14 protein-coding genes are annotated in these 16,158 nt (G+C 68.4%); 3 read left to right on the top strand and 11 right to left on the bottom strand.

Going from position 1 to position 16,158, the window contains the following annotated elements:
* Positions 1 to 38 precede the first annotated feature (38 nt).
* Positions 39 to 335, top strand: coding sequence for a hypothetical protein (locus ACFWPH_RS28245; protein WP_378755194.1), 297 nt, complete (start codon positions 39 to 41; stop codon positions 333 to 335).
* Here the strand turns inward: ACFWPH_RS28245 and ACFWPH_RS28250 are convergent.
* The 3 genes from ACFWPH_RS28250 to istA form a co-directional block, all read right to left on the bottom strand.
* The gene (locus ACFWPH_RS28250; protein WP_378755195.1) at positions 332 to 949 is read right to left on the bottom strand and encodes a hypothetical protein; all 618 of its coding nucleotides are present in this window, start codon (positions 947 to 949) and stop codon (positions 332 to 334) included. The genes ACFWPH_RS28245 and ACFWPH_RS28250 overlap by 4 nt on opposite strands.
* A gap of 674 nt (positions 950 to 1,623) precedes the next feature.
* The gene (gene istB, locus ACFWPH_RS28255) at positions 1,624 to 2,436 is read right to left on the bottom strand and encodes an IS21-like element helper ATPase IstB (protein WP_378755197.1); all 813 of its coding nucleotides are present in this window, start codon (positions 2,434 to 2,436) and stop codon (positions 1,624 to 1,626) included.
* On the bottom strand, positions 2,436 to 3,671 hold the full coding sequence (gene istA / locus ACFWPH_RS28260) for an IS21 family transposase (protein ID WP_378755198.1): 1,236 nt from the start codon (positions 3,669 to 3,671) through the stop codon (positions 2,436 to 2,438). The genes istB and istA overlap by 1 nt, the downstream gene beginning before the upstream one ends.
* A gap of 364 nt (positions 3,672 to 4,035) precedes the next feature.
* Here istA and ACFWPH_RS28265 point away from each other — a divergent pair, with 364 nt between their 5' ends.
* A complete protein-coding gene (locus ACFWPH_RS28265; protein WP_378755199.1) occupies positions 4,036 to 4,557 on the top strand; it encodes a hypothetical protein in 522 nt (173 codons plus the stop codon).
* Positions 4,558 to 5,056: 499 nt separating this feature from the next.
* On the opposite strand, the gene mobF is transcribed toward ACFWPH_RS28265, so the two are convergent.
* Entirely contained in the window at positions 5,057 to 11,188 is a 6,132-nt protein-coding gene (mobF, locus tag ACFWPH_RS28270; protein WP_378755200.1) for a MobF family relaxase, read from the bottom strand.
* Between the two features lie 348 nt (positions 11,189 to 11,536).
* Here mobF and ACFWPH_RS28275 point away from each other — a divergent pair, with 348 nt between their 5' ends.
* Positions 11,537 to 12,184: a hypothetical protein gene (locus ACFWPH_RS28275; protein ID WP_378755202.1), complete on the top strand. Its 648-nt coding sequence runs from the start codon at positions 11,537 to 11,539 to the stop codon at positions 12,182 to 12,184.
* 69 nt (positions 12,185 to 12,253) lie between these two features.
* On the opposite strand, the gene ACFWPH_RS28280 is transcribed toward ACFWPH_RS28275, so the two are convergent.
* The 7 genes from ACFWPH_RS28280 to ACFWPH_RS28310 form a co-directional block, all read right to left on the bottom strand.
* Positions 12,254 to 12,472 carry a hypothetical protein gene (locus ACFWPH_RS28280; RefSeq protein ID WP_378755203.1) on the bottom strand — a complete coding sequence of 73 codons (219 nt, stop codon included), beginning with the start codon at positions 12,470 to 12,472 and terminating at the stop codon, positions 12,254 to 12,256.
* Between the two features lie 98 nt (positions 12,473 to 12,570).
* Complete coding sequence (locus ACFWPH_RS28285; protein WP_378755204.1) at positions 12,571 to 13,221, bottom strand: hypothetical protein; 651 nt, start codon at positions 13,219 to 13,221, stop codon at positions 12,571 to 12,573.
* A gap of 82 nt (positions 13,222 to 13,303) precedes the next feature.
* A complete protein-coding gene (locus ACFWPH_RS28290) occupies positions 13,304 to 13,801 on the bottom strand; it encodes a hypothetical protein (RefSeq protein ID WP_378755205.1) in 498 nt (165 codons plus the stop codon).
* 67 nt (positions 13,802 to 13,868) lie between these two features.
* Positions 13,869 to 14,294 (bottom strand): hypothetical protein, encoded by a 426-nt coding sequence (locus tag ACFWPH_RS28295; protein WP_378755206.1) that lies wholly within the window; start codon positions 14,292 to 14,294, stop codon positions 13,869 to 13,871.
* On the bottom strand, positions 14,291 to 14,458 hold the full coding sequence (locus tag ACFWPH_RS28300) for a hypothetical protein (protein ID WP_378755207.1): 168 nt from the start codon (positions 14,456 to 14,458) through the stop codon (positions 14,291 to 14,293). The genes ACFWPH_RS28295 and ACFWPH_RS28300 overlap by 4 nt, the downstream gene beginning before the upstream one ends.
* Before the next feature lie 185 nt (positions 14,459 to 14,643).
* Positions 14,644 to 15,222, bottom strand: a complete 579-nt coding sequence (locus tag ACFWPH_RS28305; protein WP_378755208.1) for a hypothetical protein — start codon at positions 15,220 to 15,222, stop codon at positions 14,644 to 14,646.
* 225 nt (positions 15,223 to 15,447) lie between these two features.
* Positions 15,448 to 16,053, bottom strand: a complete 606-nt coding sequence (locus tag ACFWPH_RS28310; RefSeq protein WP_378755209.1) for a hypothetical protein — start codon at positions 16,051 to 16,053, stop codon at positions 15,448 to 15,450.
* Positions 16,054 to 16,158 lie beyond the last annotated feature (105 nt).

Below are 16,158 nucleotides of genomic sequence, written 5' to 3' on the forward strand. Positions count from 1 at the left end.
GGGTGCCCTGGGGTGGTGCTGATGAGGATGTCGCCGGCGTGCAGATCGGTGATGTCGGTGATCGGGTCGCCGGCGGCGGCGAGAGCCTGCTCTTCGATGGAGGTGAGAGCCCTCCAGTCCCGGGGTATCTCGCCCCAGCCGAATTCGTGGCGGGTGCCAGTGGCCGGCTCCTCGACGATCAGGGGGGCTTCGAACAGGCGCGCGGGCTGGGTGACGCGGGCGAGCAGAAAGCGGGCTTCGGTGGTGATCAGCAGCAGATCGCCGGGCTGGACGTCGGTGAGGGCGGGCCGTTCGGCCAGCGCGGCGAATGCTGGGCGTCGAGGCGGGTGCTCTAGGCCGTGCTGCTGTAGTGCAGGTGGTCGCGGCGGGTTTCTTCTTCGGCCATCCCGTCGAGCAGCGCCTGGTGGATCTGGTCGAACAGCGGGCCCTCGGGAGAGTCCGGGATCGGCAGATTCTCGGTGCGGCGGGCGTGCAGCAGGTGCGCGGCCGCGATCTGGGTCTCCATGTCGTGGTCCGGCCACAGGTCGAAGGCCAGGTCGAACAGGTCCTCGTCCGGGTCCTCCGCCCAGGGAGTCGCCCACCGCTGCATCGGCGGGCGATCCATCCACCGAGCTTCGATCTGGTTCCCGATCTCGCTCTGCTCGTCGAGTTCCTCGTCCTCGTAGGGGTCCTCGTAGCCCTCGTACAGCTCGTGCAATGCCAGCTCGTAAGCCTGATCGCGGGAGTTGTTGCGCAGACCGCTCTTCTGCTCGGGGCTCGGGTCGCAGCCCAGCACCTGGCGGGACTCTGCCAGGTTGTGGCGATACAGCGTTTCCGCCGCCCGGGTGATCCGCGCGCTGATCTCCGCGGTCAGTTCGGCGAGGTGCTGCTCGCGCTGCGCCGGGCTCCATTCCGGCCGCAGCTGCTCCAGCTGGGTCCGCTCGACGTGCTCGCGCAGACGTTTGGTCATGGCCAGCACCGCTTTCGAATAGGGCGGGTTCGGTGTCTTCCGGCAACGGTAGCCCCTCCGCATCGTGAGGCACTGCCTCTGTCGTGATGTGGGCATCACCGATCTCCTCTCGATCCGGGAAGGGGGTTGCAGGAACCGAACTACGGGCGCCCTACACCGATGGCCCAGCGATGGGTGGTGGGTTGTGCTGGGTCCGCGGTCGAGATGATCGGGCGGCGCGGCAACAAGAAATCTCGCGAGCGCCTCATCCATCACCGAGAACCCAGGTGGTGGGGCTGTTTCGACGGTATCAGCGTATGAGGCGCTCCGCCAGCGTGTTACGAGCCGTGTGCTGGCGCCGGGCACGAATCGGTCCGGCGGGCAATAGCTTGCAGGGCGTCGGCCTCGGCCTGCGCACTCCCATGGCGACGAACACCACATAACCGGCCGATTCGCCCGCGAATCCCTCACCATCGCCCATAACGCCCGAGTGCACCTTGGGCACACAGTTTGGCCCGCCACTGAACTCACCTGGTGATCTAGGCCGGAACGGGCACAACCGACCGAAACACACCGAACTCCGACGGCTCCGATCAGCTCATGAACCGCTGCCACTCGATGTGTCAACAGAACGCCAATCCGGACCATCTGACGGAAGTTCAATATGGACCACCTGGTCGGTTGGGTGGGTGGTTTCAGTCTTCAGTTGTGCCGGCGGGGACGCGGCCGAGGTCGCGGTCTTTGAGCCGGTAGCTGTCGCCTTTCAAGGCGATGACCTCGGCGTGGTGGACGAGGCGGTCGATCATGGCCGCGGCGACGACGTCGTCGCCGAAGACTTCGCCCCATCGGCCGAAGACTTTGTTGCTGGTCACGATCAGCGAGGCGCGTTCGTAGCGGGACGAGACGAGCTGGAAGAACAGGTTCGCGGCTTCGTTCTCGAACGGGATGTAGCCGACCTCGTCGACCACGAGCAGTGGGTAGCGGCCGAGTTTTGTCAGCTCGGCCTGCAGGCGGCCGGTGTGGTGGGCTTCGGCCAGGCGCGAGACCCATTCGGCGGCGGTGGCGAACGCGACCCGGTGCCCGGCCTGACACGCTCGGATCGCCAGTCCGATCGCCAGGTGGGTTTTGCCGGTGCCGGGTGGACCCAGGAACACCACATTCTCTTTCGCGGTGACGAAATCCAGGGTCCCCAGGTGCGCGATCACGTCGCGTTTCATCCCGCGAGCGTGACCGAAATCGAACTCTTCCAATGATTTCCGGTGGGGGAAGCGGGCCGAGCGGATCCGTCCCTCGCCGCCGTGGGATTCGCGGGCGGAGACCTCCCGTTGCAGACAGGCGACGAGGAACTCCTCGTGGCTCCAGTTCTCCGCGCGGGCCCGTTCGGGTAGTCGTTGCGCAGCTTCCCGCAGCGACGGCGCTTTCAATGCTCGGGTGAGGAAGCTCAGCTCCGCAGTGAAATCTCTCGTCGTGGTCGAGGTTTTCGCGGCGGCTCGGGACCGGCCGGGCATCAGGCCACCCCGCCTTCGATGCCGAGTGCGGTGTCGTAGTCGGTCAGGCAGCGTTGCTCGACCTCGGGTTCCGGTGCCGGTCGAACGACACCGATCCGGCCGCGCCGCAACGCTTTCGCCGCTTCGACGTGATCGGGGTCGGACAAGGTTTGATGCCAGGCCCAGATCCGTTCGTGATCGGCGACGACCCGGCCACCGGAGAACACCTGGACCCGGTCCAGGTCGGCGACGATCTCGATGCGGCGACCGATCACCGCTGGATGCACCGAGTAGTCGTTGGAATCCAACCGGACATAGTGATCGCGCGGCAGCCGTGCTGAGCGCCGCCACCCGGTCTCCGGCGCGACCGGCGGCAACGCCAGCATCGCGTGACGATCCGCGGTGATCCGATCGGCCGGCGCGCAACCCAACGCGCGCCGGGGCCGATGGTTCACCAGCTCCAGCCAGTCGCCGAGCTGGGCGTTGAAGTCAGCAGGACTGTTGAACGACCGCCCGGGCAGAAACGACCGTTCCAGGTAGTCATGAGCCCGTTCGATCATGCCTTTGGCCTCGGGATCGGCGGGTTTGCAGACGAGTACTTTCGCGCCGAGGGTTCCCCGGAATGCTTGGCATTCGGGCGTGAGTTCGCTGCGGCCGGCCCGCCACCGGCCGATCGCACCTTCACCGTCCCAGACCAAGACCCTGGGCACCGAGCCGAGCCGATGCATATGGGTCCACCAACCAGCGAACAGGTCCTCGGCATGCCGCGACGGGATCAACATCGCCATCAACCAGCGGGAATAGCCCGCCACCATCGTCAGGACCGGCAGGTGTTTCGGGCCCCGGACCTGCCCGAACCCGACCGGCAACTCGATCGGCGGGAACCAGAAATCGCATTGGGCGATCTCACCGGCAACATAGGTCGTCCGCGACGCCGGATCCGGCGGCAGATACGCCGGCCGCAGCTCCGCGACCCGGCCCGACAGCGTCCGGACCGAGCGGGTCCAGCCGATCCGCTCCGCGATCACCGTCGACGGCATCGTCGGATACATCTTCAGCAGCTCCCGGACCTGCGGCTCGACCGCGTCCACAACCGACCCCTTCGCCGGACGCTCGTACTTCGGTGGCCTATCCGAAGCCAGGGCCCGCTTCACAGTGTTGCGGGATATGCCCATCATCCGAGCGATCGCCTGGATCGGAATACCCTCCGACCTGCTCAAACGGCGAATCTCAGCCCAATCCTCCACAGCAAGCATCCCTTCGGTCCTCCCTGGCTCGGATAGAGCCAGGGTCACCGACCAGGTGATCCATTTTGAGTTGCCGCGCAGTGATCAGTTTTCACGTTCTGCCGACACGATGCAGGTCCGGAATCGTCTGAACCGTGTCGAGGCGCCGACCACACCGTCGTCGTATGATCGTCCTGGACGGCACGGCGGGACCACGATCACCGCATCTGCCCAGCTCCACCACCACTTTCGGGGGGATCTACCGAATGACCGGCTCCACGCCACACTCCGCATCGACGAACGGCGCAGGTTCGCCCGAGCGAGCCGATGCCCCGGCACCACGGGACCGCAACATCGCGGTGACAGATCCCATCGCAGTCGACGGCGGCCCGAGATGAGCGACCACACCCAGGTGATCCTGGCGGCGGGGCCACTGATTGTGTGCGCGCTGGCCCTGGTCCTCGGTGAGCGGTCAATATCGACGATCACAGGGCTGATGCTGGCCATCTGGATCTATTGGGGCATCGTCGGGCACCTCGCTGGATTACCCGCCCTCTACTTCATGCTCACGATGCTGCTGCTGATAAGCGCGCTCTGCCTCGAAATGTGGGACCAGAGGGCCTTGGCCCACGCGCGCGCCACGGGCACCCAGCCCGCCGCACGCCGTCACCAGCGCATGCTGAAGCACGCCGACGAAGAGCTGCTGGAGGATGCGATCCGGCTGGACCGCACAGCCCGAGGAGGCGAGGCCGACGGGCTGAGCCAAATGATGTGGGACCTGGTCGGGGCGAGGCCGCGCTGGCAGGTCGCCGGGGTGACGCCGCAGAACGCGGCGCGGTGGCTCGAGGCGTCGCGGGCGGGCTGGCAGCCGGGCGACAGCAGGACCGATGGCCCGGTGACCGGAGGATCACGATGACCGAACCGCGCCGGAGCTGCCCTGGTGAACTTGGCCTTGCTGCGGCTGCGCGCCGAGAAGGCTATGCCCGTTCGGTTTGCCTGGCCACCTGCGTACACCAACTCCCGGCCCCACGGTTCGTTGCCCGCTCGAACCACTCGCCATAGGGGTCTTGGGCCCGCTCCTCGAGCAAGGTCCGGCAGTCCGGGCACAAGAAGCCGCCGGGGCCGGCCGGGGCTTCACGACATATCTGGCATAGGACGGGGTCGTCACTCACGGAGAAATCCTAGCGGCCGACCTGCCCATAGTCGCTGGTCGGGGCGGTGCGCCTAGGGAAAAAGAAAGGCCCCGAAGGGGACAGGGCCTTTCCGGCCCCCCGCGATCGGCGGGGTATGAGGTGACGATATCAGTCCTCGGCCGCGCGATCCGCTCGATTCGAAGACAGAGAAGTGTGCCAAACCGTCGGACGCCGCAACGCGCCCTGGATACGGCGGGCTCCCGCGAGGCCTACGTTCATGAGCTACAGGGCGGGACCGCGGCGCTGCCGGCTGTCGCGGCCGGTCGAGGAGGGGCGCCGGTCGCGGCGGCGTGCCGGCCGGACGGTGAGGAAGTCCGTCTCGGGCTCATCGGTCGGTTCATCGGCGGGGCCGGGCTCGGTGCCCGGCTGGGGTGTGCGGTCGTGGATATCGTGCGGGTCCCCGCTCGCGGGGCGGCTGTGGTGTTCCTCGTGGCGAATGTGTTCTTCCAGTTCGCGTGTGGTGTCGTCGAGGTCTGCGCGGCGCTGCGCCTCGGCGAGGGCTTCGTCGAGTGCATGTGTGTAGTGGTCGATGTCGGTTCGGCGTTGTTCGCTGCGCTCGTTGCGTTGCCGGTCTTCTTCGACGGCGGAGCCGAGTTCGGTTTCCAGGCCGTCTTGGTCGGTGGCGCGGGCCACGATGATGTCCCACTGCTGAGGAACAGTGCCCAGGTCCATGGCCGCGGTCTGGGCGCGTGCGGCTTCTTCGTGCGCGGCGCGGTGCTGTTCGAGCAGGGCCGGGAGTGCGCTGTTCAGGTCGCTGATGGCGGCGTCGAGTTCTCGGCGGGCGCGGCCGCGGACCTTGGTGGTGTCGCGGCGCTCGATCAGGGCGGCGAGTTCTTCGCGGGCCCGCGCCAGGGCTTCGGCGCTGGTCTCGACGGTGGTGTGGGCGGTGCGGGCGGTGGTGATCGCGTCGGCTTGGGTGTGGAGGCGCTGCTGGTGGTCGCGGACCTGGTCGGCGACCGCAGTCGGCGAGAGGGTGGTGTCGGGTTGGCGGCGGGCGCGGCGCAGGTGCTCACGCAGCGTGTCGATCTCGGTGGCCAGGGCGGCGTCGGTGAGCATCGTGAGCCGGTGGCCGCGTAGCCGTTCGGCGACGTCGTGGGCGCGGTCGATGAGTGTGCGCCGCCGGGCAGCGGTCCGCGGCAGTGTCGCGACGGGCCCGCCGGCCGGGGACAGTGGCCGGTCGTCGGTGAGGTCGGTGTCGAGGTCGTCGTCTTCGGCGGCGGCGTGTGCGGCGGCGTTCTCGGCGCGCGCGAGCTGGGCTTCGAGTAGTTCGACTTCGGTGCGCGCGGCGGTGACGGTATCGAGGTCGGCGGTGTCGATGGTGTCGGCGACGATGTCGACGTAGTCGGGGGTGAGGGTGCCTTCGGCGCCGGCGGCGTCCTGCCATTGCTGGTGTGCGTGGTCGGCGGCGTCTTTGGCGGCCGTGGCGTCGGCGGCGGTGAGCGCGGCCTCGGTTTCCAGGACGCTGGCCTCCAGCTCGAGTCCCATGGCTTCGAGTTCGTCGCCGCCGGTCCGGGCGGCGGCCGCCGCGCGGACTTGGTTGGCGTGCGCTTCGCGGGCGGTGGTGGCGGCGCGGTCGGCGAGCACCCACGCGTGGTGGGCATCCATCGCGGCGACGCGGTAGGGGGTTTGGGCATCGGCGCGGCGCCGCAATGCGGCCAGCATCGGCGCGGCCTCGCGTTGACGTTCGCCCTGGCCGGCCAGGTGCGCCGACCACAGTCGCGCGGCGGTGCGCCGCGCCGCGTCCAGATCCGTGCGCAGCCGTGCCACACGCTGCAAGGGCGGCAGGTCTGGATAAGGCAGTGGATCGGGGTCTGCGTCAACGCCGAGCAGATCCCAGTCGACGTGGGTGCCGCTCCGGGCCGGACCCGCAGCGGCCGTGATCGGTGGTGGTTCGTCGGCCACGGCGAACCAGGGGGCGGGTGGTTCCTCGGCCGTGACCGCGGCGAGGTAGTCCGCGTCCGGCTCGGCATCGGCGGAGGTTTCGCCCGGGCTGGTCGCGTCTGCGGCGGGGTAGTCGGCGGGATCGGGTGGAGCCTGGTCGGCGGGTACCGGCTCCTCATCGGCCCAGGTGTGAGGATCCGGTTCGGGATCGAGGGTGGGCGCGTCGAGCAGGGTGTGGATGCGGGTGGCCAGCGCGGCGGCCAGACGCGCGGGATCGAGGCTGTCCTCGTCGGTCCGGTCGTGCAGGGTGTCGGCGGCCAGCCGCAGGATATCGGAGGCCAGCCACCGGTGTTCGGCGTCCTCGATCGCGGCGACCAGCGCGGGCCACGCGGCATCATCCAGTAGTTGTTCGGCCAGTTCCGGGCCCAGGATCTGTTTCAAGGTCGGGAACCAGTCCGGCCGTGGCCGTTCACCGGTCTGCTCCCGTTCGAGGGAGCCCAGGTGCCGGGTCAGGCGCCACCACAGCGCAGCAGCGGGCAGTTCATCGGGCAGCGGGCGTTGCGCGGCGACCGTTTCGGTCAGCTCGGCGATATCGATGCCGTCGCGGGCGGCGGTGGTGAGCTGGTCGGCGAGCACCGGCCAATACGGGTCGGTCAGTAGCCGGGGTTCGATGCGTTGGGCCAGCGGCGTCCACCGGGCGGCCGCGCGGTGGGGGCTGCCCAGTAGCGCGGCCACGCGCTCATCCAGCCTGCGTTGATAGCGGCCTTCGCGGATCGCGAACCGGGGACCGCCGGTGGGGCGCCGGTCCTCCTCGGCCACCGCGGCGGCCGCGCGCCACACCGCGACCTCGCCGAGTAGAGCGCGGGAGTCCTGCGAGCACAGCGGCCGCGCCCACACTGGTGCGCTGCCCGGTTCCCATTCGGCGGCCGCCGCAGTGATCCGGTCGGCGAGATCGCGCACGAGATCGGCGCGCGCGCTCAGATAGGGGCCGAAGGTGGCGTGCTCGCGCAGCGTGTCCGGGATGCCGGTCAGCCAGGGCAGCGGGCCGCGTCCGGTCGAGTGGTCGCCGGAGGCGTCGAGGCGCCAGTCCAGCACCGCCGCGACGTCACCGGCGGTGGTGACTTCGCGGCGGGTGTAGGCGGCGGTCAGCACTTCCATCGCGTCGGCGCCGGCCAGGGCGATGACAGCGAGGTGACCGCGCAGGGTCGCCCACGCGGGTTCGTCGGTGAGCCCGGCATGCAGTTGCTCGGCGCCGGCGTCGATGCGCTGCAGGGCCTCGGGGGCGAGCAGGGATTCCGCAGCCGCGCCAACGGCGTGGACGTAGGCATCCACCGCCGGAGCCAGCCGGGTGCGGGGTTCGGCCAGCTCCCGGATCATCGTGGTCGCGGCCTTCTGCGAGCCGTCGCGGGCCAGCATCCGCGTGAACTGATCGACCGCGGTGACCGGGTTCATGGCGTCGTCGCTGATGACCGAGTGTTCGTCTCCGGACAGGGCGGTGGGGAAGTACACGTCGTTGCAGCGTGCGCCGCGGGTGAGCGCCATGTAGATGTCGTTGCGGGTTTCGTTGCCCGACAGCACGGTATGACTGGTGTCGCTGGTGATGCCTTGGGAGCTCATGATCGTCGAGGCGTAGCCGAGCATCACGTGCTCGCTCGAGTACCAGGCGGGAAGGGTGATCGACAGGTCGGTGCGCACGTGCCGGACGGTCAGCGCGCCGTCGTCGTGGACGTACTCGACGCGCCACCGGTAGCCGTTGCGGACCCAGTCGGTGCCCGACATCGCCAACCGCCGGCTGTTGCGCATGGTGCGAATAACATCACCGGCAGAGACCGCGGTCCCGTCCCGCAGCACGGCTTCCGGGCCGGTGGGGCCCCAGGTGGCGAGGCGGTCGGTGCGGGCGCGTTCGTTGAGACCGCGGGTGATCTCGTGGGTGGGCGCCATCATCACCGCGTCGAGACCGGCGCGTATGTCCTGGACCCAGGCACTGTAGGCGGCGTCGGCGATACCGGCTTCGTCGCCGGTGTGCACGCGGCCGTTGTCGATGTAGTAGCCGATCGCGGCGGTATCGCCGTCGCGCAGGGCCAGCGACGCCGCGCCTTCGTCGTGGCGAGGGTTGCCGTCGGCGTCGCGGAATCGGACGACGTGTTCGAGGGTGTAGGCGCCGTATTCGTCGGCCAGCGCGCGCACGATCCCGCCGGCGGAGATCGCGGCGAGTTGCTTGTCGTCGGCGACCACCCGCACGCTGCCGCCACGCGAGAGCGTGTAGTCGATGACCTGGTCGAGTTGGTGGGTCGAGGCGAGCGCGGCCTCGTCGATGATCACCACCGTGGTCGCGTCGATGGCGCGGACCCAGTCGGGGATGCGTACTGCGGTCCCGGTGGCGGCGCCGAATTCGGCGAGTTGCAGGCTGCTGAGGAGTTTGTCGATGGTGTCGCAGGTGGTGCCGATTTCATCGCGCAGGACCGCGGCGGCGTTGGCGGTGGAGGCGAGCCCGATGACGGTGCCGCCGTCGTTCTCCCATGCGCGGGCGAACACCGCCATGGCGGTGGTCTTTCCGGTCCCGGCCGGCGACAGCGCCAGGTCCACCCGGGCGCCGCTGGTGGCGAAGCCGCGCACGAGCGCGACCTGTCCGTCGTTGAGGACGGTATCGGGGTTGTTGGCGGCGTGCTCGAGCAGTGCGACACCGACGCCGACCTCACCGACACGGCGACCGTCGCGCCGCGCGGCCGCGGCGAGGATGCGTTGTTCGGCGGCCATGATCGGTTCACTGGTGTAGGACTGGGTCCCGGTGGTTATGTAGACGCTGGCGCCGTCGCGGCGGCGCAACGCGGCGGGTTCGTCGAGCACATCGGGCAGTGCCAGTGCGATGCTGCGGGTGGGGTGCAGCGCGGCCACGAGCACCCGGCCGGCGACATCGGCGACGAGAGCGGGGTCGAGGGCGGCGGCGCGTACGGTGCGCTCGACTTCGGCGCCGATGTGGTTGGCCTGCCAGGTGGAACGATCACGCGAGACACGTTCGACCACGGCGTCGGCAGCGGCTTCGATCCACGCGTCGAGTTCGTGTGCCGCGACCGGTGCCGTGTCCTCGCCCGGCCCCGGGTTCATCGCGGCGTGCAGCATGTCCGACACCGCGCGTTCGGAGCCGAGGAACCGCACAGCTTCGTCATGCCACGCGGCGCGCTGCTCGGCTTCGGACCGCGGCTCGTGTTTGCACTGGCGGGTATCGACCGAGGCACGATCGGCCAGCGCATATGCCTCGCGCGGTGAGGGCTCGCGACCGTACTTCTCCTGGAAATCGCGAGTCAGGACTGCGCGGCGAACCTCGATGTCCACGCGCCGCGATGACCATGCCTCGCACAATCGTTGGTCGATTCCGACGATGGCGCGAGTGCTGCGCTTGTTCGGATCCTGGTGCGGACGTTCCTCGAAACGCAACCCGAGGCGTTGCCGCAGATAGGTTTCCATGCGGGTGTTGTAGTGCTCCGAGGCCCACACCGCGAACTTGTGCAGCGTCCGGCCGTCGAGCGCCAGCCACCGCCCGTCGACGGCCTGCACCTTGTTGGAGATCGCGATATGAGAATGCAGATACGGCTCACCGGCGCGCGAATCCCGGTGGGTGAACACTGTGGCCATGACGCCGGTGACGTCCACTTGAGCCACCCCATTGGGGCCGGTGCGGGTGTAGACCGCGGTCTGTTCGAGGAAGCGGACAGCGTCGGCGGCGGCGTCGAGATGGCAGGCAAGGACCACTTCGGCGATCGGCTTCGGCGCCAGCGCCCACAGCGCCGAAATGCTCTTGTCGCCGGGGTAGACGGTGAAGTCGTATCCCGCGCATGCCTGGGTGGTCTGGCGTGAATTGCGGGCAATGAATCCAGACAGCTCGCGGTCGTCGAGCGGCTCGCGGCCGAATTCGGCGGCGAACATCCGCTCACCGACGTCGGTCCGTATCCGCGCCCGCTCCTGTTCTGGAACGGACTCGTTCCACTTACGGCCGCGGGAGGTGTTGTAGTGGCTGAACGCGGCGCCGATTGCCTGCCGGAACTCCGAGGCCTGGTTGAAAACTTTGAACGGCGTGCCCAACCGGCTGACCTTCAACGCCTCCTCGGCGAGGCGGTCACGCGCTTTCGCCTGCGCACTGCGGGCGCTGAGGCCTCGCCGGCGATAGGTCGCGACGTATTTCGCGGCCAGTTCCTGGGCGCCGGCGATCATTTCGGCTTCCATCGCCTCGGCGTTCGGATGGCGGCCGTGGCCAAACAGCGCCTTCATCTGTGACTCGGTCACGGTGTCGCCGGCTGCCACGGTGCCGAGTCCTCGGAGACCGGCGCCGATCCAACGCCCGGGCGCTTCGCCCTTCATGGAGTAGTAGTCGGCCAGAGTGGCCGCGCCGAGCTCACTGGAGTCCATCGCGGCGACCTGTTTTGTGAGGTAGGTGTACCCGTCACCAGCTGAAAGCTTGTGCAGGTTGCCGCCCATGATTTCGATGGTACGGGAAGTTAACGGCCAGAATGCAAGAGATGTGATGCGAGTGAGAGGGTTTGGAAGAGGGCTGCTGCAGGGGTGTGGGGAGACGGGTCAAGGGCAGGGAGCGGTGGGGTGAGTGAAGGACATGCGGAGGGGGCAGATTGAGGGTGCGAGGAAGAAACGGGAACAGAGGCGATGGGGCGCCGAGCGACACGAACCGATGGGGCGTCGCGTAGGCCGGGGACCGGCGGCCGATGTACGCGCGCCGCGCGCGGGCCGCGCTGCGCTCTCGGGTGCGCGCGGCAGGCTCAGCACCGCGCGTACGGTGGATTCCGGGTGGTGCGATACGGAGGAGCGCACATGTCAACAGGTCGAAAGTCCGCTGTTCGTGCCCGTGCCGATGCGAAGCGCATTATGGCGCAGCGCGCGGCGCAGATGCAGGCGGCGATGCAAGCCACGACCGAGGATCTCGCGGAGTTTCTGGAACACAGCCGGACCGTGGCCGCGGCCGTGGAGAAACTCGACGCTGAACTTCGGCGGGCGGGCCCAGTCCGGGATCGGTCGATCGCGGGGGCTGCGGCCGCGTTCCGGGCTCAGGTCGAACGGATCTCGGCCGACGAGACCGGCAAGCAGGACGATGGGTTAGACGAGCTGGAGGCGGCCGTCGATACCGCTGCTGCCGAGTACCGCGCCGCCGCGTTGGCCGCTGCCAGGGAATGTCGCACCGCGGTCCGGAGCGTGCGTCTGCGGCAAGCGGGCGCGGTCGCTCGGATTCGTGAGCGGGGTATGAGCGTCGCAGACATCGGTGAGGCCACTGGTCAGAGTGCGCGGCAGGTCTCCATGCTCCTCAAGCTCGCGAGCACCGCGCCGGCCGACACGGAACATGCCGAGTCGAGTGAGCCCGAAGCGGCTCTGCTCCCGGGCGCAGAGCCAATGCCGTTCGCAGCGAGGCCGGCTCGGGATGGCGCGCGCGACGACGGGGAAGCCGAAACGCTGTCGGCTCTGTAGGGGGCGACCGGCAGAACGCGAACGCCTCGGCCGACAGGCGGCCGAGGCGTTCGGGTGTTCGGATCGGGTTCAGTGTGGCTGGTCGGCGGTCGGTGCCAGCTTCGGATTGTGGGTGAGGCTGCTCAGGTGGAGCTCGGTTTGTGCCACACCGTGCCTGATGAGGCACCAGGACAAGGCCGCGACTGCGGCCGCGCCGATCGCGGCGTGGTCGTCGTGGATCGGGTCGGCGGGTGTGAGGCGGGGCATCACCTGCTGCCAGTTGGCGCATGCCTGGTAGGCGCGCCGCACGAACTCGGCGTCCGCGCGGACCTCACCCGCGTTGATGCTCGCATTCGGCGCGTGCGATGGGCTGCGGTGGCAGTGGCATGAGGATCTCCTTCGGGGTATCAGGGGTGCTCGGCAGTGGATGCGGCGAGGATGTGGCTGCGCAGGATGCTGATACCGGTCCGTTTGGCGTCGTCGACGCTTCGGCACGGGATCATGTCCACGGCGGATGGACGGTCGCGGTGGGCGATCGACAGATGAGCGGTATGCGGCTCGTCGTGGCCGCTGGTGATCGTCGCGGTCCAGCACAGCCCGTCGAAGGTCCAGCACTCCGCCGGCCCTTCGGCGGCGGCGGTGCTACGGGTCCAGCCTTCGAGCGGGGAGCGGCCGAACAGCGCGTGCTGGCAGTTCCAGTGCTCGGCACGTGCCCGGGTGAGTTCGCTGATGTGTGGGTTGTCCGAGTCGGCGACGTTGTCGCTGAATTGCGCCCAGGTCGCGCACCCTGCGGGGAATCCCGGCGCGTCGTCGAGGACGACAACGTCTCCGATGAAGGTGCCCGGAATATCGGTGGCTTCCCCGTCGTAGCAGCCGAGGGCCTCGACCGGGCATTCGGTGATCTTCCAGGACCCCCGGTCGTCCTCGTCGATGGCGAGCACCGCGACGCGCGTGGTGTCGGGTGCTGGGCGCGGGATTTCGGGAAGGTCGTCGGGGGTCTGGCGGTGGCACAAGGTCGCCATCGGCCAGTTGTCGAGGTCGGTGAGTGCGTACAGCATCGGCTGGTCCTCTTTGCGATGATGTGCGGGGGCGGGCGGCCGGACATTCTGGGATATGTCCGGCCGGCCGCCCGCGCTGTGGTCAGAACGGTGGTTCGTCGGAGTCGACGACCTCGTGGAGCTGTGCCGCCGCGTCGCGGCAGGTGGACAGGTACGTCGAACAGTTGAGATCCGCGAGTACGGCGTTCAGGGCGTAGCGGACGTCAGCGAGGATGTCGACACGGTCGGCGTCGGGGCGTGCCGGTGGCGGCGAGCGGTAGGCCTTTTGCGCCAGCACGATGTCGTCGGGGTTGAGTACCCGGATGATGTCGACGGTGATATGGCCGTAGCCGTCGTCGTCGACATCGTCGACGTCCTCGACCGAGAGGAGGACCCCGCGGGCGCAGCATCCACATGCGACGAGTTGCCGGTCGTTGACGATTTCGATGGCGACTCGCAGCAGTTCGGTCCAGATTTCTCCGAACGCCGCTTCTCCCTTTGCCACGGCGGCCAAGGTGGACAGGTACTCGGTGCAGAGCCGGTGGGCGATCTCCTTGTCCAGATCATCGGGGTCAGCGATGAGGTCGAGTGAGGCGTTCATGGATTCCTTTCCGATGCTTCGGCCCGGCCGGGGGCGGACCTTCTGGGCTGCTTGATGCTTCCGGCGGTCAGGCGGCATTGAGACGGGCCAGGGTCGCGCGGGCGTCGGCGAGTGCCTCGTCCACAAGGTCTGCCCCGTAGCCGTTGCCGAAGGTGATCTCGGTTCGGGCGCGGGAGTCGTCGGGCTTGCCGTCCGCATCGATCGGCACGACGGTGAACCCGGGCGCATCGGGCAACGGGTCGCATTCGAGCTCGGCCAGTGACCCGAACTCGATGTTGCCGATGCAGGCGTCGCCCAGCCGGATTCCGCATCGGGACGCGATTACCCAGAGCTCCACGTAACACCAGTCGTCGCGCTGCCACGCCGCGATGTCTTCGGCGCTGTAGCAGTCCGCGTCATACGGAGTCGAGTCGATGTCCGGGACGAGAACGGCGCGCAGGTCGAACCCGTTCTGCGGGGGCAGATCGCGGACGCCGAGAACGAACCGGGTCACCGGGTCTCCTCCCGGTCGGCCGCGCCGAGATGGTCCGCGACGACGTTGGCGGGAACGAGCAGAGTGCCCTTTCCGTCCCCGTTGACCATTGCCCAGTGCTTGCCGTTCCAGTCAGGGCAGTCCTGTTTCCATTTCACGACGGTGTCGTCCTTGAGGGCAGTCACCGTTCCGGCGTAGTCGTGCGCTTTTGCCGCCCTGTACTGGCTTCTGGTGAGCTTGTGTACGCCCATAAGCGTTGTGTTGCCTTTCTATCTCGCGAGGGTGAGGCGGGTAGCTGCCTCGTGCGCCGCACCGGCGGCGAGGGTTCGGGCCGGTGCGGCGGGAGTGGCCTCTACACGCGTGCGAGCGGCTATTGCTCGCGGGAGTCGGCTTCGGTCTGAGCGGGGATGGTGAACCACTGCTTGTCGCGCAGGTCCGGGCCGCCGAGCCGGATGTATCGGGCCAGGTTTGCGTATTCGTCGGCGGATATGTGTGTGTCGAGGTCGAGCCATTCCTCGAGGGGAGGCAACCCGCGCTGGGTCATGCGGTCGATGAGTGCGCTCCAGGCGTCCCACTGGATCGGGTTGCGTGCTGCCATGAGACGCAGTCGGTGCACGATCCCGAAGCGTTCGGTGTCGTTGAGGTGGCGCCAAATGCCGGTAAGCCAGAATGACACCCAGTCGGTCGGCCACACCACCACCGGAATCTCGATTCCACCGACGCGGCCACTGTCGTAGCGGACGAGGAACACGGTCGTCTTGGGCGCGCCGGCGCGATACGGATTCCAGTTCCCGGTCGCGGGACCTTGGGACTGGGACATCAGGTGCTGTTGTCCTCGGGCAGTGGTGTGGACCCAGTACCGGATGGTGGTCCGGATGCTGCCGCCTCGGTTGTAGGGCTGGTCGTGTGCGATCAGCGCACTGTCGGGGGCGTGGTGTCCTCGCAGCACTTCGGTAACCTGTCGGTTGTCCTGGCAGTTCATTTCTTCTCGCTTTCGCGCGGAGTGGGTGGCAAGGCCGGACCCGCACGGGCGGGTGCAGGTCCGGCTGGGGATGGCGAACAGGCGGCGGGGTGAGCGCGGGGCTCGTGGGCCTGGCTCCGGTGCGGCGGGGTGAGCGCGGGGCTCGTGGGCCTGGCTCCGGTGCGGCGCCGCTGGGGTGGACCCGTGCTCGGGTCAGGAGGCGGACGCGCCGGGCTCGAACCAGCCCTTGACCCTCAGGTCGGGGCCGCCGAGTTGGAGGTAGCGGCGCAGATCGGCGTAGTCGGATTCGTCCAGATACATCTGGAGGTCGCCGAGGTCGAGTCGGTCGAGGGGCGGCAGTTCCTGGGCCTTCATCCGGTCGCCTAACGTGAACCAGCGCTGCCAGCCCGTCGGATCGCGCCGAGCCAAAGCGTGTTGTACGAAAGCGCTCGTCTTGCGTTCGGACTCGTTGAGGTGGGACCAGATGCCGGTGAGCCAGAACCGAACCCACTGCCTGTAGTCCCAGAACGGCCCGGCGATTCCGTCAACGTGGCCGTTCTCGTAGCGGACCAGGAAGACTGTGTGTGCGTACCCGCCGGGATGGGGGTTGTTCCATCGGCCGGATTTCGGGTTCAGGGTTTGGGTTACCAGCCGCTGGTGGTCCTTCTTCGCGCCTTTCGATGCGGTCTCGACCCAGCACCGCCGCGTGGTCCGCAACAGGCGGCCATACGGGTAGTCGTCCACGCTGACGGCAGTGTCAGCGGTTGTGTGGCCGCGCAGGACCTCGACCACTTGGCCGCGTTCGTCTTTGCTGCTCATGGTGTTCCTCTTTCGTCCGTGTTCGGGCGATCGGGCACACGTGTGGTGTGTCGATCAGTGGTGGGGTTCGCTCGGGCAGTTCCGCCCTCACACGAAAAATGTACC

This window comes from Nocardia sp. NPDC058499 (genome assembly GCF_042719915.1).
GTDB lineage: Bacteria > Actinomycetota > Actinomycetes > Mycobacteriales > Mycobacteriaceae > Nocardia.